17 protein-coding genes are annotated in these 18,890 nt (G+C 67.4%); 9 read left to right on the forward strand and 8 right to left on the reverse strand.

The features are described from left to right. Window positions 1-7: 7 nt before the first annotated feature. From sufC to LTI14_RS04235, 4 genes are all read right to left on the reverse strand, one after another. Window positions 8-769: a Fe-S cluster assembly ATPase SufC gene (gene sufC / locus LTI14_RS04220; protein WP_241464902.1), complete on the reverse strand. Its 762-nt coding sequence runs from the start codon at window positions 767-769 to the stop codon at window positions 8-10. 107 nt (window positions 770-876) lie between these two features. Further along, window positions 877-2,166, reverse strand: a complete 1,290-nt coding sequence (gene sufD, locus LTI14_RS04225; protein ID WP_241464903.1) for a Fe-S cluster assembly protein SufD — start codon at window positions 2,164-2,166, stop codon at window positions 877-879. Between the two features lie 136 nt (window positions 2,167-2,302). Next, the gene (gene sufB / locus LTI14_RS04230; RefSeq protein WP_241471004.1) at window positions 2,303-3,760 is read right to left on the reverse strand and encodes a Fe-S cluster assembly protein SufB; all 1,458 of its coding nucleotides are present in this window, start codon (window positions 3,758-3,760) and stop codon (window positions 2,303-2,305) included. Beyond that, entirely contained in the window at window positions 3,757-4,719 is a 963-nt protein-coding gene (locus LTI14_RS04235; RefSeq protein WP_241464905.1) for a helix-turn-helix transcriptional regulator, read from the reverse strand. Before LTI14_RS04235 ends, sufB begins: the two co-directional genes overlap by 4 nt. 162 nt (window positions 4,720-4,881) lie before the next feature. Here LTI14_RS04235 and LTI14_RS04240 point away from each other — a divergent pair, with 162 nt between their 5' ends. Genes LTI14_RS04240 through LTI14_RS04250 form a run of 3 tightly spaced genes read left to right on the forward strand, consistent with a single transcriptional unit; the run spans window position 4,882 to window position 7,702 of the window. Continuing rightward, window positions 4,882-5,856, forward strand: a complete 975-nt coding sequence (locus tag LTI14_RS04240) for an ABC transporter ATP-binding protein (protein WP_241464906.1) — start codon at window positions 4,882-4,884, stop codon at window positions 5,854-5,856. After that, window positions 5,853-6,614, forward strand: a complete 762-nt coding sequence (locus LTI14_RS04245; protein WP_241464907.1) for an ABC transporter permease — start codon at window positions 5,853-5,855, stop codon at window positions 6,612-6,614. The genes LTI14_RS04240 and LTI14_RS04245 overlap by 4 nt, the downstream gene beginning before the upstream one ends. Window positions 6,615-6,622: 8 nt before the next feature. Then, window positions 6,623-7,702, forward strand: a complete 1,080-nt coding sequence (locus LTI14_RS04250) for a COX15/CtaA family protein (protein WP_241475900.1) — start codon at window positions 6,623-6,625, stop codon at window positions 7,700-7,702. A gap of 9 nt (window positions 7,703-7,711) precedes the next feature. Here LTI14_RS04250 and LTI14_RS04255 read toward each other — a convergent pair whose 3' ends face one another. Further along, entirely contained in the window at window positions 7,712-8,242 is a 531-nt protein-coding gene (locus tag LTI14_RS04255; RefSeq protein WP_241464909.1) for a redoxin domain-containing protein, read from the reverse strand. After that, window positions 8,239-8,715: a DUF3052 domain-containing protein gene (locus LTI14_RS04260; RefSeq protein ID WP_241464910.1), complete on the reverse strand. Its 477-nt coding sequence runs from the start codon at window positions 8,713-8,715 to the stop codon at window positions 8,239-8,241. The genes LTI14_RS04255 and LTI14_RS04260 overlap by 4 nt, the downstream gene beginning before the upstream one ends. Before the next feature lie 243 nt (window positions 8,716-8,958). Between LTI14_RS04260 and aceE the strand changes: the two genes are divergently transcribed. The 6 genes from aceE to fabF all read left to right on the forward strand — a co-directional run bounded on the left by aceE (window position 8,959) and on the right by fabF (window position 17,010). Next, on the forward strand, window positions 8,959-11,700 hold the full coding sequence (aceE, locus tag LTI14_RS04265; protein ID WP_241471003.1) for a pyruvate dehydrogenase (acetyl-transferring), homodimeric type: 2,742 nt from the start codon (window positions 8,959-8,961) through the stop codon (window positions 11,698-11,700). 252 nt (window positions 11,701-11,952) lie between these two features. Next, complete coding sequence (locus tag LTI14_RS04270) at window positions 11,953-13,128, forward strand: PucR family transcriptional regulator (RefSeq protein ID WP_241471002.1); 1,176 nt, start codon at window positions 11,953-11,955, stop codon at window positions 13,126-13,128. Between the two features lie 125 nt (window positions 13,129-13,253). After that, entirely contained in the window at window positions 13,254-14,177 is a 924-nt protein-coding gene (locus LTI14_RS04275) for an ACP S-malonyltransferase (protein ID WP_241464913.1), read from the forward strand. 144 nt (window positions 14,178-14,321) lie between these two features. Then, window positions 14,322-15,326: a beta-ketoacyl-ACP synthase III gene (locus LTI14_RS04280; protein ID WP_241465100.1), complete on the forward strand. Its 1,005-nt coding sequence runs from the start codon at window positions 14,322-14,324 to the stop codon at window positions 15,324-15,326. A gap of 84 nt (window positions 15,327-15,410) precedes the next feature. Continuing rightward, a complete protein-coding gene (locus LTI14_RS04285; protein ID WP_241464914.1) occupies window positions 15,411-15,656 on the forward strand; it encodes an acyl carrier protein in 246 nt (81 codons plus the stop codon). Window positions 15,657-15,750: 94 nt separating this feature from the next. Beyond that, window positions 15,751-17,010: a beta-ketoacyl-ACP synthase II gene (gene fabF, locus LTI14_RS04290; RefSeq protein WP_241464915.1), complete on the forward strand. Its 1,260-nt coding sequence runs from the start codon at window positions 15,751-15,753 to the stop codon at window positions 17,008-17,010. Window positions 17,011-17,255: 245 nt separating this feature from the next. Here fabF and LTI14_RS04295 read toward each other — a convergent pair whose 3' ends face one another. Together LTI14_RS04295 and LTI14_RS04300 are read right to left on the reverse strand one after the other, a co-directional pair. Then, window positions 17,256-17,762, reverse strand: coding sequence for a DUF3145 domain-containing protein (locus LTI14_RS04295; RefSeq protein ID WP_241464916.1), 507 nt, complete (start codon window positions 17,760-17,762; stop codon window positions 17,256-17,258). A 147-nt stretch (window positions 17,763-17,909) separates the two neighbouring features. Continuing rightward, window positions 17,910-18,887 carry a tyrosine recombinase XerC gene (locus LTI14_RS04300; protein ID WP_274615890.1) on the reverse strand — a complete coding sequence of 326 codons (978 nt, stop codon included), beginning with the start codon at window positions 18,885-18,887 and terminating at the stop codon, window positions 17,910-17,912. Window positions 18,888-18,890 lie beyond the last annotated feature (3 nt).

The raw sequence follows: 18,890 nt of genomic DNA on the forward strand, positions 1-18,890 counted from the left end.
GATTCGCTCAGGCCTGGGCGGGGGCGAGGAAGCGATCGTAGCCGTTGGCCTCGAGCTCGTCGGCCAGCTCGGGTCCACCCTGCTCGGCGACTCGGCCGTCGACGAAGACGTGGACGAACTGCGGGGTGATGTAGTTCAGGATCCGGGTGTAGTGGGTGATCAGCAGCGTGCCCATGTCGTTCTCGGAGTGCGCACGGTTCACGCCGTCGGAGACCACGCGCAGGGCGTCGATGTCCAGACCCGAGTCGGTCTCGTCGAGGACCGCGAACTTCGGCCTGAACAGCTCCATCTGCAGGATCTCCACGCGCTTCTTCTCACCGCCGGAGAAGCCTTCGTTGACGTTGCGGTTGGCGAAGTCGGCGTCGATCTTGAGCTTCTCCATGGCGCCGCGGACGTCCTTGGCCCAGGTGCGCAGCTTCGGAGCCTCGCCGTCGATGGCGGTCTTCGCGGTGCGCAGGAAGTTCGTCATGGTCACACCGGGGACCTCGACGGGGTACTGCATGGCCAGGAACAGGCCGGCCCGGGCGCGCTCGTCCACGGACATCTCCAGCACGTCGACGTCGTCGAGCATGATGGTGCCCGAGGTCACCTTGTAGCGGGGGTGGCCGGCGATGGTGGCGGCCAGCGTGGACTTGCCGGAGCCGTTGGGGCCCATGATGGCGTGGATCTCACCGGACTTGATGGTCAGTGTGACGCCCTTGAGGATCTCTTTGGAGCCCTGCTCGGTCTCGATGGAGACGTGCAGGTCCTTGATCGCGAGAGTAGACATTCTTTGCGTGTCCTTTGCTTGGTTCGTGAAAGTGCTGGTGGTGGAGCGAACGAGCCGCGGCAGCCGGCGGATTCCCTGCGGCCGGTGCGTCTAGAAGCCGGGCGACTCTAGAAGCCGGCGATCTTCAGTTCGTTCTCCAGGTCCTGCTGGACGGTTTCCTCGATCGACTCCACGCCGATGGCCTGGACGATCTCGTTGAGGAAGCCGCGGACCACGAGCTGGCGGGCCTCCTTCTCCGGGATGCCGCGAGCCATCAGGTAGAAGAGGTGGTTCTCATCGAAGCGCCCGGTCGAGGAGGCGTGGCCGGCTCCCTCGATCAGGCCGGTCTCGATCTCCAGGTTCGGGATCGAGTCGGCGCGGGCGCCGTCGGAGAGGATCAGGTTCTGGTTCTTCTCATAGGAGTCGGTGCCTTCGGCGGCCTTGCGGATCAGCACATCGCCGACCCAGACGGTGCGGGCGTCCTGGCCCTGCAGCGCACCCTTGTAGAGCACGTTGGAGGTGTTCCGCGGGGAGTTGTGGTCCACGAAGCTGCGGTGCTCCAGGTGCTGCCCGGCGTCGGCGAAGTAGAGGCCGTACATCGAGGCTTCCGCACCTTCGGCCGCGTAGCGGACGTTGGAGTTCATCCGGACGACCTCGCCGCCGAGGGTGACCGAGACGTGCTTGTACTTGGCGTCGCGGCCGACTTCAGCATCCTGCTGGCCCACGTGGACGGCGTCGTCGTCCCAGCGCTGCAGCGAGACCACGGTGACGTCGGCGCCATCGCGCACGATGACCTCCACGTTGAGGTTCGCGTCGGCGGAGCCGCGGTGCTCCATCACGAAGACCGCCTTGGAGTGGGCTCCAGCCTCGAGCACGAGGTGGCCGTTGGCGCGGTGCCCGGCGGCCTCACCGGTGATGTCGAGGAACACCGGCTCGCTGAGCTCGGTGTCGGCGGCGACCGAGATGTAGTCGGCCTGCGCAGTCTGGCTGTAGCCGACGACGGCGGCGCGGTCGGCCGCCGAGAACACGGTGCCGCGCGGGGACTGGGCCTTCGCGAGCTCACCGCGGGTGACGCCGTCAGCCAGGTTGCGCACCTTCAGCGTCACGGGGGTCTGGGTGGCGGCGTCGGAGAGGACGCGGCCGAGCTTCTTCAGCGGCGAGAAGCGCCACTCCTCTTCGCGCCCGGTGGGCACGGCGAAGTCAGCCACGTTCAGGCTGGTGGTGCGGTCGGCTCGTGAGCCGCCGGTCTTGGCCTTGACGGTGGACTCGCCGAGGCCGCCATGGGTGTGTTCGGTCTCTTCATGGGCGGTGGCGAGGTTCTCGCCCTCCTCGCTCATGCCTGGGATCGTGATGCGGGCTTCCCCGACCTCGACTCCTGCGACCTGTTCCGCCTGATCGGCGGACGCGGAATTCGTCATGTGTTTCTCTTCCCTTGTTTCTGATGCGCGTGTTTCTGATGCGCGGTTCGACTGAGGCTGCTCAGTGGGCGGCAGGCCCCAGCCGCCCGGTGTACGTGACCCCGAGCGGCTGGGTGGACTGCGTCGACGGGGGTGGTCAGCCCACCGAGCCTTCCATCTGCAGCTCGATCAGACGGTTGAGCTCCAGGGCGTATTCCATGGGCAGCTCACGGGCGATCGGCTCGATGAAGCCGCGCACGATCATGGCCATGGCCTCGTCCTCGGCGAGCCCGCGGGCCATGAGGTAGAACAGCTGGTCCTCGGAGACCTTGGAGACCGTGGCCTCGTGACCCAGGGTGACATCGTCCTCGCGGATATCGATGTAGGGGTAGGTGTCCGACCGGGAGATCGTGTCCACCAGCAGGGCGTCACAGACCACCGAGTTCGCGGAGTTCTTCGCTCCCGCGTTGATCTGGACCAGACCGCGGTAGGCGGCGCGGCCGCCGTTGCGGGCCACCGACTTCGACACGATGGTCGAGGAGGTGTTCGGCGCCATGTGGACCATCTTGGAACCGGTGTCCTGGTGCTGACCCTCGCCGGCGAAGGCCACCGAGAGCGTCTCGCCCTTGGCGTGCTCACCGGTGAGGTAGACGGCCGGGTACTTCATGGTGACCTTGGAGCCGATGTTGCCATCGATCCACTCCATGGTGCCGCCGGCGTCGACCACGGCGCGCTTGGTCACCAGGTTGTAGACGTTGGTGGACCAGTTCTGGATGGTGGTGTAACGCACCCGGGCGTTCTTCTTCACCACGATCTCCACCACTGCTGAGTGCAGGGAGTCGGAGTCATAGATCGGCGCGGTGCAGCCTTCGATGTAGTGGACGTAGGAGTCCTCGTCGGCGATGATCAGCGTGCGCTCGAACTGACCCATGTTCTCGGTGTTGATCCGGAAGTAGGCCTGGAGCGGGATCTCCACGTGCACGCCCTTGGGGACGTAGACGAATGATCCGCCGGACCAGACCGAGGTGTTCAGTGCGGCGAACTTGTTGTCGCCGACCGGGATGACCGAGCCGAAGTACTCCTCGAAGAACTCGGGGTGCTCCTTCAGCGCGGTGTCGGTGTCCATGAAGATGACGCCCTGCTCCTCCAGATCCTCACGGATCTGGTGGTAGACGACCTCCGACTCGTACTGGGCTGCGACGCCGGAGACCAGACGCTCACGCTCGGCCTCGGGGATTCCGAGCCGCTCATAGGTGTTGCGGATGTCCTCGGGGAGGTCTTCCCAGGTCTTCGCCTGCTTCTCGGTGGAGCGCACGAAGTACTTGATGTTGTCGAAGTGGATGCCGGAGAGGTCTGCGCCCCACATCGGCATGGGCTTGCGCTCGAAGTACTTCAGGCCCTTCTTGCGCAGCTTGAGCATCCACTCGGGTTCGCTCTTCTTGGAGGAGATGTCCTCCACGACCGACTCATCGATGCCACGCTTGGCGTTGGCTCCGGCGGTGTCGGAGTCCGACCAGCCGTATTCGTAGGAACCGATGCCGTGGAGCTCGGGGTTGCGCTCCAGGATGTCGGAGGTGACCCCCTGGTCCTTTTCGCGCTGGATCTGCTCGGTCATGACAACCTCTCTTGTTGACGGGGGGAGATGACGATTCGTCTTCGTCCGCCGCTGACCTTGCGCGACTGATGTGTCGCACCGGCTGCGGCGCTGATCTGTAGTTCTGCCTCTGCGCTTGCTGCGGCGCGTTCCCGCTGCTCAGCGGCGAGCTTCTCGCGACCTACCGGCACATGAGTGGTGCAGACGTGGGCTCCGGCCGCCTGGGTGGAGAGCCGCCTGACATCGACGTCGAGCAGGCGGGAGATCATATCGGTCTCCTCCTCACAGAACACCGGATGGGCCGCGGCTATTTCCCGGATCGGGCAGTGACCCTGGCACAGCTGCGTGGACTGCATGGCCAGAAGGGGATTGTCCCGACCCACCAGGCGAGTGAACCCGGCGAACCCTTCGTCGTTGAAGAGTTGGGAGAGCCGGTCGGTGCGCTGGTCGAGGTCCACGATCTCAGCGAGCTCCTGCTCCCAGCGCTGCTCGAAGCCGGCGAAGTACTCCCGCGCCAGGCCCGCGGCGGCCTCCTGGGTCGACGCGTCCTCGGCGGCGGCGCCTGCCTCGAGGGATCCGGCGCTGGTGTCCTGCAGCAGCGACAGCGCGGTCTTGACCAGGCCCAGGTAGTCGTCACCCATGGTGCGCTGGCCGCGCTGAGAGACGACATAGCGTCGAGAGGGGCGGCCCGCGCCGCGGCGACGGGTGGTGATGTTCTTGACCTCGAGGATTCCCTGTTCGGTCATCGCATCGAGATGGCGACGCACCGCGGCAGCGGTCAGCTGCAGCTCGCTGCCCAGCGCGGCGGCGCTGATCGGGCCTTCTTCGACCACCAGCTGCAAGACCCGCTGGCGGGTCGTGCTCTCCGCGTCGCGGATCGTCTCACCCGGAGCGTCGGGCACCGGAGCGTCGGAGACAGGCGCATCCACATCGCGTGACTGAGCATCTGCGGCTGCAGACTCGGAAGCGGTGGAATACATGACCCTATTCTGACCTATTCAGAACAAAGCCGCCAGCAAGGTGGACCTAAGTCGGCGGAGACCTTCCCCACTGCACGGCTGCAGCTGCCCGCTTCAGCTGCCCGATCGCGCCTCTGCTGACCCTGGGCTCTTCTACGGGGTGTAGAAATGTAGACTGGTGCAGTGCCCCAGCATCCACCCTGTCTGACCCTGCGCCATGTGCGCTATGCCGTCGGCTCCGCTCGCAGCCCCCAGGGACTCAAGGAGATCCTGCGGGGCGTGGACCTCACCGCGCGATCCGGAGAGGTCACGGTCCTGTTGGGACCCAACGGTGCCGGAAAGACGACCACGCTCAGCTGCGCCCAGGGGCTGCTGCATCCGTCGCAGGGAACCGTCGCTCTGCTGGGCCAGGATCCCTTCCGCGCGGGCGCCGAGCTCCGCGCCCGGGTCGGGGTGATGCTCCAGGACGGCGGCATGCCGCAATCGGTTCAGCCCCGCGCGCTGCTGAAGCATGTCGCCTCGCTGCACCAGAACCCCTGGCCGGTGGAAGACCTGGTCTCCCGCCTGGACATGGGCGACTTTCTGCGCACCTCGATCCGACGCCTCTCCGGCGGACAGAAGCAGCGGGTGGCGCTGGCGGCGAGCCTGCTCGGCCGTCCCGAGGTGGTGTTCCTCGACGAGCCCACCGCCGGGCTGGATCCGCAGTCCCGGCAGACCGTCTTCGAGCTCATCGGGGAGCTCCGCGAGATGGGGATGGGGATCATCCTGACCACCCATCTCCTCGAAGAGGCACAGAAGCTCGCGGACTCGGTCTTCATCCTCAAGGACGGTGAAGTGGTCCGCCATGGATCCGTCGCCGAGCTGACCGGTTCCGGTGCGACCGGTTCGGAGACCGCCACCGGTGCCGCACGGCGGATGGTGTTCACCGCCTCTCGAACCCTGACCCGTGCTGAGATCGGCAGCGCCCCGGTGAGCATCGAGCTCGACGGCGGCATCGACAACGCACCGGGTGCCGCGTGGATGACCCCGAGCCTCACCGGCCCGACCCAGCTCCGCGAGCTGGCCGCCTGGTGGGAACTGATCGGCATGATGCCCGTGGAGGTCCGCATGGAAGCCCGCACGCTGGAAGACGTCTTCTGGGAGGTCTCCGTCTCATGACCACGAGCCACGCCCCTCTGGCCCCGGCACCGCGCCCGGCGATGCGCCGGATCATCTCGCACGGGCTCTATGAGACCCGCAACGTGCTGCGCAACGGCGAGCAGCTGCTCGTCTCGCTGATCCTTCCGCTGCTGGTCCTCGTCGGCGCGCACCGGCTGGAGCTCATCACCTCCGCCGCCACACCGAGCATCGACGTCATCACCCCGGGCGTGCTGGCGCTGGCCGTGATGGCCTCGGCCTTCACCGGTCAAGGCATCGCGACCGGGTTCGAACGGCAGTATGGGGTGCTGGCATACCTGGCGACGACACCACTGGGGGCCACGGGCCTGATCCTGGGCAAGGCCATCGCCGTGCTGGCGGTGGTCGCCGTCCAGGTGGTGGTGATCGGCACCGCCGGTCTGGTCCTGGGCTGGAACCCCGACCCGGTGGGTCTGCTGTGGCTGGGCGTCGTCGTCGTCCTGGGGGCCACCGCGTTCACGGCGCTGGGACTGCTGCTCGCGGGCACCGTGCGCGCCGAGGCGACGCTGGCGCTGACCAATGTCATCTGGGTGCTGCTCGGGGCCGCCGGCGGCTCGGTCTTCCCGCTCAACCACGACGGGGCCGGGGCGCTGCTGCTGCTGCTTCCCTCCGCGGCACTGGGTGAAGGACTGCGCACCGCCTCACTCGATGGATCGTTCCCTGTCCTGGAAGCTCTGATTCTCGCCGGGTGGGCCGCGCTGGCCGTCCTGGCCGCACGAAGGTGGTTCAACTGGCGATGAAGTTCCCGATGAATGCGATCGAAGTCTTTCGCACCAACCTCCCCACTCGGATCACCCGGGTCACCAAGGTGCTGGCCTGGGCGACGCTGATCAGCAATATCGGCATCATCCTGACCGGTGGCGCGGTCCGGCTGACCGCCTCGGGGCTCGGCTGCCCGGAGTGGCCGCGCTGCACGCCCGAGTCCTGGGTCGCGACCCAGGAGATGGGCCTGCACGGGGCGATCGAATTCGGCAACCGCCTGCTCACCTACGTGCTGGTGCTGATCTGTGCGCTGATGTTCTTCGCGCTGCTGCGGATGCGACGCAGCCACCGTCCGCTGTTCCGGATGAGCCTGGTGATCCTCGCCGGGATCCCGCTGCAGGCGGTCATCGGCGGTATCACCGTGTGGACGAACCTCAACCCGTGGATCGTGGCGCTGCATTTCCTGCTCTCCGCAGGCCTCGTGATGGTCGCGACCATGCTGCTGAACCGGATCCGTCTGGAGCTGCGCGGCGCGCAGGTCGCCGCTGCGCAGGATTCAGCCGCGGACCCAGCAGCGGATCCGGCCAAGGAGTCGGGGCCGCGCGACGGTGTGGCCGGAATCCGGATGAGCCACGGCGCCTCCGACGCGGTCACCTCCGCGATGGCCCCGGTGATCCTTGCCGCGACCTGGGTCTCGGTGTTCCTGGGCACCGTGGTCACGGGAACGGGCCCACATGCCGGTGACCCCGGATCGCCTCGGCACCTCTTCGATCCCGATCTGGTGACCAGGATGCACGTGGCCCCGGTCTATGTCCTGTGCTTCGCGGCGATCGCGCTGCTGGTGCGCCAGTACCGGATCAGCACCGCTCCGAACCAGCGGCGCTCGGCCTGGTGGCTCATGGCCGTGATCATCGCCCAGGGGATCATCGGCTACGTCCAGCACTTCACCGGCCTGCCGATCATCCTGGTCGGGCTGCACATGCTCGGCTCGGCGCTGCTGGTGGTCACCGCGACCGCCGTGTTCGACAGCTACCGCGCCCGGTATGTGACCCGCGGACTCACCCGCTCCCTGACCCCGGTAGCTGTTGCAGCTGGGCCACAGACGGAGCCGGCGCAGAAGTCCTGAGCGAGCTGCTCAGCGCAGACGCCCCAGCAGGCTGAGCGCCTCATCGAGGTCACGCGCCTGTGAGGCTGGGACGGATTGGACATGCGCCACCCGAAGGGTCGAGTCCAGCAGGAAGCTGCTGCGCCGAGCTGCACCCTTTTCGAGATCGAACGCCCCGTAACGCTGCGCAATCTCCCCGTGCGGCCAGAAGTCGCTGACCAGATCGAAGGGCAGCTCCCCGGGCGCGGCACTTGCAGACTCGGCGTCAGAGGACTCGGCGTCGGCGACGTCGGAGGTGAGCATCTGCGCGTAGGCGCGCAGGCTGTGCATCGGGTCGCAGCTGATCGCCAAGACTCTGGCTCGCAGCTCGCGGACCCGGCACCTCCGCGCCACCAGGGCCTGCAGCTCCGAGTCGCAGACCCGGCTGAATGCAAAGGGGTAGAACATCAGCAGCACCGGTGAACCGGCAAGCCGCTGAAGCTCGATCACTTCGCCATGGTGGCTGCGACCTGAGAAGCCGGGTGCCTGCTCCCCGATCTCGGGGAGCGGCGAGGAGGTCACTGCTTCTTGCGCCCCATCAGTCGGGTCGCGGCCCAGTGGGTGCTCACCCCGGCGGATGAGGTCACATGAAGACCCGCGTTGGGCGCCGCGTCCTGGATCTCAACCGGCGCGACGTAGCCGTCACGGCCGGAGCGCGGGGTCAGCAGCCACAGCACGCCGCCCTCATCGAGAGTGCCAAGGGCATCCACGAGCGCATCCGTGAGATCGTCATCGCCGTCTCTGAACCAGACCAGCACGGCGTCGACGACCTCCTGGACGTCCTCGTCGAGCAGCTCCTCGTCGAGAAGGGCCTCCAGACGGTCACGGAAGTCGTCATCGACGTCCTCATCCACACCGATCTCCTGGACCAGGGAATCGGGCTTGAGCCCGAGCTCCTGGAGCAGGTCGCCGAGCGAGACAACATTGGTTCCGGCGTCGTTCTTGTGGTCCGTCGAGATGCTCGACGGACCCTCGGCTGCAGAAGCCTGACTCACCTGAGGTTCCCTTCCCATTCATTAACGTCTGAAACGCAGCTCCCACCCGAGGACGGGGCTGCCACCAGCAACGTTACGCGGACCCCTGTCGGTTCGGGAAGTGCGACACCACCCGAGCGGGTAGAGTTGAGCTGAAATTCGGCCGCCGAACAACCGGTGGCAGATGACCTCGTGGGTCCCGCCCGTGGAACATCCCCGTCCATGGACCGCGTACCCAGACCCTTACCCCTTGAGAGGTGACCCGTGAGCGCTGGTGAAGAGAACTCCCATATCCGCAGCGGACTGACGAACCAACTCCCGGACCTCGATCCGGAAGAGACCCAGGAATGGCTGGAGTCTTTCGACCAGCTCGTGGAGTTCCACGGCACCGAGCGCGCGGAATACATCATCCGCTCCCTGCTGCAGCGAGCCGGCGCGAAGTCCATCGAAGTCCCGATGGTCACCACCACCGACTACGTGAACACGATCCCGGTGGACCAGGAACCTGACTTTCCCGGCGACGAGGAGATGGAGCGCCGCGTGCGCCGCATCCTGCGCTGGAACGCCGCGGTCATGGTGCACCGCGCCCAGCGCGGCGACATCTCCGTGGGCGGGCACATCTCTTCCTACGCCGGCGTGGCCACCCTCTACGAGGTGGGCCTGAACCACTTCTTCCGCGGTGCCGACCACCCGGGCGGCGGCGACCAGATCTTCTTCCAGGGCCACTCCTCCCCCGGCAACTACGCCCGCGCCTACCTCGAGGGTCGCCTCACCGAGGCGCAGCTCGACGGTTTCCGCCAGGAGCACTCCAAGGCCCCAGACGGCCTGAGCTCCTACCCGCACCCGCGGCTGATGCCCGAGTTCTGGCAGTTCCCGACCGTGTCCATGGGCATCGGTCCGATGAACGCCATCTACCAGGCGCAGTTCAACCGCTACCTGCACAACCGCGGCATCAAGGACACCTCGGAGCAGCAGGTCTGGGCCTTCCTCGGCGACGGCGAGATGGATGAGCCTGAGTCCCGCGGTCTGCTCCAGCTCGCGGCGAACGAGAAGCTCGACAACCTGAACTTCGTGGTCAACTGCAACCTGCAGCGCCTCGACGGCCCGGTGCGCGGCAACGGCAAGATCGTCCAGGAGCTGGAGGCCTTCTTCCGCGGCGCCGGCTGGAACGTCATCAAGGTCCTCTGGGGCCGCGAATGGGACGAGCTGCTGGACAAGGACGACGACGGCGAGCTCGTCCGGGTCATGAACGAGACCCTCGACGGTGACTACCAGACCTACAAGGCCGAGTCCGGGTCCTTCGTCCGCGAGCACTTCTTCGGCCGCTCCGCCAAGACCAAGGAGCTCGTCGCGGACATGTCCGACGACGACATCTGGAACCTCAAGCGCGGCGGACACGACTACAAGAAGGTCTACTCCGCGTACAAGGCCGCCGCTGAATCCACCGGCAAGCCCACGGTGGTCCTGGCCCAGACGGTCAAGGGCTACGGCCTGGGGCCGAGCTTCGAGGGGCGCAACGCGACCCACCAGATGAAGAAGCTCACCGTCGATGACCTCAAACGCTTCCGCGACACCCTGCGGATCCCGGTCAGCGATGAGCAGATCGAAGAAGATCCGTACAACGTGCCGTACTACCACCCCGGCAAGGACTCCGAGGAGGTCAAGTACACGCTTGAGCGCCGTACCCGTCTCGGCGGGTCCGTGCCCGAGCGTCGGGTCGCCGGTGAGGGGCTGATCCTGCCCGAGGCCAAGACCTACGCGCAGGCCAAGAAGGGCTCGGGCAAGCAGAAGGCCGCCACGACCATGGCGCTGGTCCGGCTGCTCAAGGACCTGATGCGGGACAAGAACATAGGTCACCGGATCGTGCCGATCATCCCGGATGAGGCGCGCACCTTCGGGATGGACTCGTTCTTCCCCACCGCTAAGATCTACAACCCCAAGGGGCAGAACTACATCTCCGTGGACCGCGAGCTGATGCTCGCGTACAAGGAGTCCCCACAGGGCCAGATGATCCACCCCGGCATCAACGAGGCAGGTGCGACCGCGGCCTTCACCGCCGCCGGCACCTCCTACGCCACCCACGGCGAGACGATGATCCCGTTCTACATCTTCTATTCGATGTTCGGTTTCCAGCGCACCGGCGACTCCTTCTGGGCCGCCGCCGACCAGCTGGCCCGCGGCTTCATCATCGGCGCCACGGCCGGGCGCACCACGCTGGCCGGTGAGGGCCTGCAGCACCTCGACGGTCACTCCCCGCTGCTCGCGGCGACGAACCCCGCGGTGAAGCACTTCGATCCGGCCTTCGGCTACGAGATCGCCCACATCATGGAGAACGGCCTCTTCGAGATGTACGGCGATCACGACGGCGACCACAACGTGATGTATTACCTCACGGTGTACAACGAGCCCGTCCAGCACCTTCCCGAGCCCGAGGGCCTGGACATCGAAGGCGTCAAGCGTGGCATCTACAAGCTCTCCAGCTCCGAGCAGGACGGCCCCAAGGCCCAGCTCCTGGCCTCCGGCGTCGGTGTGCCGTGGGCCAAGGAGGCCGCGGAGATACTCGCCGACGAGTGGGGCGTCTCCGCCGATGTCTGGTCGGTGACCTCTTGGAACGAGCTGCGCCGCCAGGCTCTGCACGTGGAGCAGTCGGCGATGCTGGACCCCGAGCGCGAGCCCGAGGTTCCCTTCGTGACCCAGCAGATGGAAGGAGCCGAGGGTCCGATCATCGCGACCACCGACTTCGCCACGCAGGTTCCGGATCAGATCCGCCAGTTCCTGCCGAACCGCTTCGCGACCCTGGGCGCTGACAACTTCGGCTTCTCGGACACCCGCGCGGCGGCTCGCCGGCACTTCAAGATCGACGCCCACTCGATGGTGGTGCGCGCTCTGCAGATGCTCGCCGACGACGGCGCGGTCGACGCCTCGGCTCCGGTCGAGGCGATGAAGAAATACGATCTCGGCAACGTCAAGGCCGGCACGTCCGGCGAGGCGGGCGGCGACGCCTGATTCCTCGGCTGGCCCCTCCTGAGGGGCCAGCACGAAGAGCGCCCAGCGGGGCCCGGAGCATCAGCTCCGGGCCCCGCTGCGTCCCCACCTGCGCATCTGTCGCATCGCTGTGCGACAGAACAGCTGGGGTGCCCGCGGAACGATCGGATTGCCCGCGGAGCGGCTGGCACGCGGCGGGGTTGACCGCGGCAGAGGGGTTTGTAGGGATCACACAACTGGCGGGGGAACCTCACACGGCCTAGGCTCCTGAGCATGACTGCATCTGCTCCGACGACGCCTGGGCCCGTACCGGTCTCCTGGGAGGCCCTGGAGGTGCTCCGCTCCGACGCGGGCAACCTCACCAACGAGGTCAACTGCTACCTGGAGGAGACCCTCACCTGGTACCGACACCTGAGCACCGATGAGCGGGCCTCGCTGCGCCTGATCGCTCAGCGCGGCATCGGGGGCCTGATCACCTGGCTGGAGAACCCCACCTCGCGTTCACTCCCGCTGGTCAACGAGCTGCTCGGCAACGCCCCCACCGACCTGATGCGAACGATCTCGCTGCAGCGCGCGCTGCAGCTGATCCGCAGCATCGTCGAAGCGGTGGAACAGCGCCTGCCCGGTCTGGTGCCGCAGCAGGACCAGCAGCTGATGCTTGAAGCAGTGCTGCGCTACTCCCGCGAGGTCGCCTTCGCGATCGCTGACGTCTACGCCCGCGCGGCGGAGTCCCGCGGCGCGTGGGACTCACGCCTGGAGGCTCTGCTCGTGGATGCGGTGCTGCGCGGAGAGCCCGCCGAACAGATCGCCTCCCGCGCCGCGGCCGTCGGGTGGCGCAGCCACGAGGGAGTGGTGGTCGTCGTCGGTGAGGCCCCGGAGCAGGCCGATGCGGTCTTCATGTCCCAGCTGCGACGGCAATGCATCCGCTTCTCCTCCGATGCGGTGGTGGGGGTCCATGGCGACCGGCTGATCCTGCTGCTGGGCCGGGTCACCGGCCTCGCCGAAGGACTCGAGCGGATCCTCCCCCGCTTCGGTCCGGGCCAGGTGGTCTTCTCCAGCTTCGATGGTTCGATCAGCCAGGCGCACCGCAGCGCGCAGTCGGCCTTCACCGGATTCACCGCGGTCGGGGCCTGGACCTCCGCGCCGCGCCCGGTGGCCGCCGAGGACCTGCTCCCGGAACGTGCACTATGTGGAGACGAGACCGCGAAGACCGTGCTCAGGAGCAGCATCTTCGAGGTGCTCAGGGCCGCCGGCAACGGGCTGCTCGAGACCGTCACCGCCTACCTCGAGGCCGGTCACTCGCTCGAGGCCACGGCCCGCGAGCTCTTCGTACACACCAACACTGTGCGCTATCGGCTGCGCCGCGTCACGGACATCACCGGCTGGGACCCCGTCTCCCCGCGCGACGCGTACGTTCTGCAGACCGCGCTGGCAGTCGGCCGTCTCTGACCGGGCCCCGTGGCTGACCTCGCACCGTCATCGAAACTGCGTTGTAGGGTACCTACAAAGGCCACGGTGGAGCTTGGTGAGCGCATGACCCCTGAAAACCATCCGCGATATGGGAAGTTGGACTTGTGCTTGCCATAGTTTGCCCCGGACAGGGCTCCCAGACCCAAGGCTTCCTCTCGGAGTGGATCAGCGACGACGCCTCCCGCGCCACGCTCGACGCCTACTCCCAGCACTCAGGCACCGACCTGCTCACCCACGGGACGGTCTCCGATGCCGAGACGATCCGGGACACCGCGGTCGCCCAGCCGCTCATCGTGGCCGCCTCCCTGCTCAGCGCCTCAGCGCTGGATCTCACCGGGGCGAATCCCGAGCGGGTCCTCTACGCCGGGCACTCCGTGGGCGAGATCCCCGCCGCCGTCCTGGCCGGGGTGCTCACGCCGCAGCAGGCGTTGGCGTTCATCCGCGTGCGGGCCACCTCGATGGCCGCCGCAGCCGCAGCGGTGCCCACCTCGATGGCCGCCGTCGTCGGCGGTGTCGAGGACGAGGTCCGCCAGGTGATCGCCGACGCCGGACTGACCCCCGCAAACGCCAACGGGCCGGGCCAGATCGTGGCGGCCGGGGAGCTGGACAAGCTCGCCGCGCTGGAGGCCAGCCCTCCCACCCGGGCCCGGGTCATCCCGCTGACGGTCGCCGGAGCATTCCACACGGAGTTCATGGACTCGGCCAAGCAGGCCCTGGCCGCCGCCGCCGCCAGCTTCGAGGTGGCCGACCCGCGACACCGGCTGATCTCCAATCGCGACGGCGCCTACGTCTCCACCGGCGCTGACGTCCTGGCGCGCCTCGTGGACCAGGTGACCCGTCCGGTCCGCTGGGACCTCTGCATGGAGACCATGGCGCAGGCCGAGGTCACCGGCGTGCTGGAGCTGCTGCCCGGCGGCACGCTGACCGGGTTGGCCAAGCGCGGACTCAAGGGCGTGAAGTCGCTGGCCATCAAGACCCCCGCGGACATCGACGCCGCCCAGGAATTCATCGCCGAGCATGCGGGTTGAGCCGAGAGGCCCGATGTTGATGGCCTCAGACATCTTCTGTGCCGGCAGCACTGCCGCACAGCTACCCCACAATGATCCACGAAGGACGTTCCTGACGTGACTGTCGCATTGAACCAGCCCACCGCCCTGGCGGGCACCCGTGTCATGGGCCTGGGTGCCTACCGTCCTGAGCTCGTGATCGACAACGAGCAGATCTGCCAGTGGATCGACTCCTCCGATGAGTGGATCCAGCAGCGCACCGGCATCAAGACCCGCCACCGCGCCCCGCGCGACGTCTCTGTGGTCGACATGGCCGAAGGCGCCGCCCGCGAGGCGCTGGAGCATGCCGGGATCTCAGGCGACCAGCTCGGCGGGGTCATCGTCGCCACCGTCACGCATCCCTTCGCCACACCCTCCGCCGCGGCGGACCTGGCGCACCGCCTCGGCGCGACTCCGGCGGCGGCCTTCGACATCTCGGCGGCCTGTGCCGGCTACTGCTATGGGATCGGTCAGGCCGACGCCATGGTCCGCTCCGGGCTCTCGCCCTACGTCCTGGTGGTCGGGGTCGAGAAGCTCTCCGACTTCATCGACAACCACGAGCGCACCATCTCCTTCCTCCTCGGCGACGGTGCCGGAGCCGCGATCATCGGCCCCTCCGAGGTGCCCGGCATCTCGCCTTCGATCCTCGGCTCCAACGGCGAGAAGTGGGAGGCAGTGGCCATGGACAGCACGATGCTGAACTTCCGCGACGCCCTCGCCCGAGCTCGCGAGACCCAGGACGCCGCCGAGCTCCTCGATGCGGAGAACCGGTACTGGCCCACGCTGCGCCAGGACGGTCCCACCGTGTTCCGCTGGGCCGTCTGGGAGATGGCGAAGGTGGCCCAGCAGGCGCTGGACGCCGCCGGGATCACCGCCGATGACCTCGTGGCCTTCGTCCCGCATCAGGCGAACATGCGCATCATCGACGAGATGGTCAAACAGTTGAAGCTTCCTGAGCACGTGATGGTCGGACGGGACATCGTGGACGCGGGAAACACCTCCGCAGCCTCGATCCCGCTGGCCATGCATCGCCTGCTCAAGGAGAACCCAGAACTCTCCGGCGGTCTCGCTCTGCAGATCGGATTCGGAGCCGGACTGGTCTACGGCACGCAGGTCATCCGACTGCCGTAGCCCCGGGCCCGGGGCTGCCACGCAGGCCCGGGACAGATTCACCACGAACCCGAAAGAACCACCCAAAGAAAAGGAGTCGCCGATATGGCTGACAAGAACGAGATCCTCGCAGGCCTGGCAGAGATCGTGAACGAGGAGACCGGCCTGGAGGTCGAAGAGGTCAAGTCGGACAAGTCCTTCACCGAAGACCTGGACATCGACTCGATCTCGATGATGACCATCGTGGTCAACGCCGAAGAGAAGTTCGACGTGAAGATCCCCGATGAAGAGGTGAAGAACCTGGCCACCGTCGGTGACGCCGTGGACTTCATCGCCAACGCCCAGGGCTGATCCAGCCTCGCATCGGACGGGAGGGCTGCGGCGCAGCGCCGGGCCCTCCCCTCCTCTCCCCCACCTGCAGTCCCACTCTCATTGAGGTAGATCCATGACACGTCGTCTTGTCATCACCGGTCTCGGCGCCACCACCCCCATCGGCGGCGACGTGGACACGCTCTGGACCAACGCGCTGGCCGGCACGCCGGGAGCCAAGACCCTGGAGCACGACTGGGTCGAGAAGTACGAGCTTCCGGTGACCTTCGCCGCCGAGGTCTCGGTCGAGCCTGCAGAGGTGCTGGCCCGCCCGGAGACCCGCCGAATGGACCGCTCCACCCAGCTGGGCATGGTCGCCGCCCGGCAGGCCTGGGACGACGCCGGACTCAGCCGCCCCGGTGATGAGGGCTATGACCTGGATCCCGAGCGGGTCGCGGTGTCCTTCGCCACCGGCATCGGTGGAGTCTGGACGCTGCTCGACAGCTGGGACACGCTGCGTGAACGTGGACCGCGCCGGGTCATGCCGATGACCGTGCCGATGCTGATGCCCAATGGCGCCGCCGGGGCGATCAGCCTCGATCTCGGCGCCCAGGGCGGCGCCCGCACCGCCGTCTCGGCCTGCGCCTCCGGTGTCGAGGCACTGGATGTGGCCTTGGAGATGCTGCGCAAGGGTGACGCCGACGTCGTCCTCGCCGGCGGCACCGAGGCTGCCATCCACCCGCTGCCCATGGCGGCGTTCAGCTCGCTGCAGGCGCTGTCCAAGCGCAACGAGGATCCCGCCGCGGCGTCCCGGCCCTATGACCGCGACCGCGACGGCTTCGTCATGGGCGAGGGCGCTGGAGCCCTCGTGGTCGAGACCGAGGAGCACGCCAAGGCCCGCGGCGCCACGATCTACGCGGAGCTCGCTGGTTCTGGGATCACCTCAGACGCCCACCACATCACGGCCCCGGATCCTGAAGCGCTGGGAGCCTCCCGCGCGCTGCGCCGAGCCCTGGAATCCGCCGGCGCGGAGCTGGGCGACGTGACCCACGTCAATGCTCACGCCACGTCCACGCCGGTCGGAGACAAGCCAGAGTACGCGGCACTGAGATCGGTGTTCGGGGATCACCTCGAGAACGTCTGCATCTCCGCCACCAAGTCCCAGACCGGGCACCTGCTCGGCGCCGCCGGCGCCGTGGAGTCGGTGCTGACCGTGAAGGCGCTGCATGAACGCCGCGCACCGGTCACGATCAACCTTGACCACCAGGACCCGGAGATGCCGCTCGACGTGGTCACCGGCTCGCCCCGCGACCTCGGCGACAAGCAGCAGGTGGCGCTGTGCAACTCCTTCGGCTTCGGCGGACACAACGCCGTGGCGGCCTTCCGCACCTACTGAGCCCTTCTGCCCGGGCAGGCCCGTGGCATGAGCACGCGAGAAGACCCCCGGCCAGGATCCTCAGGGATTTCGGCCGGGGGTCTTCTCTGCTTCATGTGGAAGCTGCCGCGCTGGGAAGCGATGGCCCGCTGGGGGGCTCTGTGCGGCAAGCCTGTAGTCGTGCACGTCGACCAGACGCTGCTGGGCTGCGCAGCTGCGGGACGGCGGTGGAGGGCGGTGGAGGGCGCCGCCCGGTCAGCCTCGGGTCAGCTGACCACCTGGTGAAGCCAGTGGACCGGTGCACCCTCTGCAGCGTGGCGGAAGGACTCGAGCTCCTCGTCCCAGGCCTCACCCAGGGCCAGCGAAAGCTCCTGGTAGACCACCGAGGGGTCACCGGCGCCCATCTCATAGGCGTAGCGGATCCGATCCTCGGACACGACGATGTTGCCGTGCACGTCGGTGGTGGCATGGAAGATGCCCAGCTCGGGCGTATGGGACCAGCGTCCGCCGTCGCAGCCCGGCGATGGGTCCTCGGTCACTTCGAAGCGCAGATGACTCACGGCGCGCAGCGCTGAGGCCAGGGTGGCGCCCAGTCCGGCTGGGCCCTCCCAGGAGAGCTCCGCCCGAAAGTCTCCGGGCGCGGCAGGCTGCGGGTGCCACGTGAAGTCCACTCGCGAGTCGACCGCCGAGGACACCGCCCATTCAACATGCGGGCAGAGCGCGGCGGGCGCCGAATGGATGTGAAGCACACCTCGGGCCGTATTTTTCGACATATCCATCCTCCACTGTGCTGTTGGTACGTCTTCCCCTACGACCAGACAGCAGCCAGGTGGCTGATGGTTTCGATGCTCTGCCAAGGTTAACACCTAGCGCGTCGAGCAACACTACTGATGTTAACAGATCCAGGTCAGCTCACTTTCTCAGGCACGAGGATGAGCCTGGCCATAGGCGTCGCGAAGCCTGTCGATGGTGACGTGGGTGTAGAGCTGGGTGGTGCTCAAGGAGGCGTGTCCCAGCAGCTCCTGGACCGTGCGCAGATCAGCGCCCCCTTCCAGCAGATGGGTGGCCGCCGTATGCCGCAGCGCATGGGGCCCTCGGGCGGCAGTGGTCCCGAGCCGGGCCAGAGCATCGTCGACGACGCGGCGCACCGTTCGCACGTCTATGCGGCCCCCGCGGCGACCCAGGAAGCAGGCGTTCGCCGAGGCGGGTGTGGCCAGCTCAGACCGTCCGTGGTCGAGCCAGCTTCGCAGCGCGGTCTCCGCCGGCACGCCGTACGGGACGATCCGTTCCTTGTTGCCCTTGCCGAGCAGCCGGACCATCCGCCGACCGGTCTCGAAGGAGGCGAGGTCCAGGCCGCTGAGCTCGGAGACGCGCATCCCGGTGGCGTAGAGCAGCTCCACCATCGCGGCGTCGCGCAGGCTCAGCGCATGAGCGATCGCATCCAGTTCCGCGGCCTGGCCGGCCTGCTGCGCCGCATCCGCGAGGTGACTGGTCAGTTCTTCGACGTGCTGATGCTGCAGCACATCGGGCAGGTGGCTGCTTCGACGGGCGGTCCGCAGACGGACGGAGGGGTCTTCTCGCAGGTGACCCCGGCGGTGCGCCCAGGCGGTGAAGGCCCGCACCGAGGCCGTCTTGCGGTTGAGGGTGTTCCGCGAGAGCCCCGCCTCGTGCAGCTCCCCCAGCCAGCTCCGGATCCCGGCCAGGCTGATCTCCTGCAGATCTCCGCGCCGCTGGGCGAGCTGACGCAGATCGCTGCGGTACGCCCGGATCGTCTGGGCCGAGAGCCCTCGTTCGTGTCTGAGGTGATCGATGAACGCCGTGATCAGCTCGGGGTCGACCGGAGCTTCGGTGTCTGATGGTCGATCGGTGTCTCGTGGTCGATCCTGCGCGGAGGCCATGGC

Source organism: Nesterenkonia sp. YGD6 (genome assembly GCF_022565895.1).
Lineage (GTDB): Bacteria > Actinomycetota > Actinomycetes > Actinomycetales > Micrococcaceae > Nesterenkonia.

What these genes read in the sequence shown, in the direction of transcription:
- LTI14_RS04285 (WP_241464914.1), top strand. Translation starts at nt 15,411, where the DNA reads ATGGCTGACAAGAACGAGATCCTCGCAGGCCTGGCAGAGATCGTGAAC.
- fabF (WP_241464915.1), top strand. Translation starts at nt 15,751, where the DNA reads ATGACACGTCGTCTTGTCATCACCGGTCTCGGCGCCACCACCCCCATC.
- LTI14_RS04295 (WP_241464916.1), bottom strand. Translation starts at nt 17,762, where the DNA reads ATGTCGAAAAATACGGCCCGAGGTGTGCTTCACATCCATTCGGCGCCC.
- LTI14_RS04300 (WP_274615890.1), bottom strand. Translation starts at nt 18,887, where the DNA reads ATGGCCTCCGCGCAGGATCGACCACGAGACACCGATCGACCATCAGAC.
- LTI14_RS04280 (WP_241465100.1), top strand. Translation starts at nt 14,322, where the DNA reads ATGGGCCTGGGTGCCTACCGTCCTGAGCTCGTGATCGACAACGAGCAG.
- sufC (WP_241464902.1), bottom strand. Translation starts at nt 769, where the DNA reads ATGTCTACTCTCGCGATCAAGGACCTGCACGTCTCCATCGAGACCGAG.
- LTI14_RS04270 (WP_241471002.1), top strand. Translation starts at nt 11,953, where the DNA reads ATGACTGCATCTGCTCCGACGACGCCTGGGCCCGTACCGGTCTCCTGG.
- sufD (WP_241464903.1), bottom strand. Translation starts at nt 2,166, where the DNA reads ATGACGAATTCCGCGTCCGCCGATCAGGCGGAACAGGTCGCAGGAGTC.
- LTI14_RS04250 (WP_241475900.1), top strand. Translation starts at nt 6,623, where the DNA reads ATGAATGCGATCGAAGTCTTTCGCACCAACCTCCCCACTCGGATCACC.
- LTI14_RS04245 (WP_241464907.1), top strand. Translation starts at nt 5,853, where the DNA reads ATGACCACGAGCCACGCCCCTCTGGCCCCGGCACCGCGCCCGGCGATG.
- LTI14_RS04235 (WP_241464905.1), bottom strand. Translation starts at nt 4,719, where the DNA reads ATGTATTCCACCGCTTCCGAGTCTGCAGCCGCAGATGCTCAGTCACGC.
- sufB (WP_241471004.1), bottom strand. Translation starts at nt 3,760, where the DNA reads ATGACCGAGCAGATCCAGCGCGAAAAGGACCAGGGGGTCACCTCCGAC.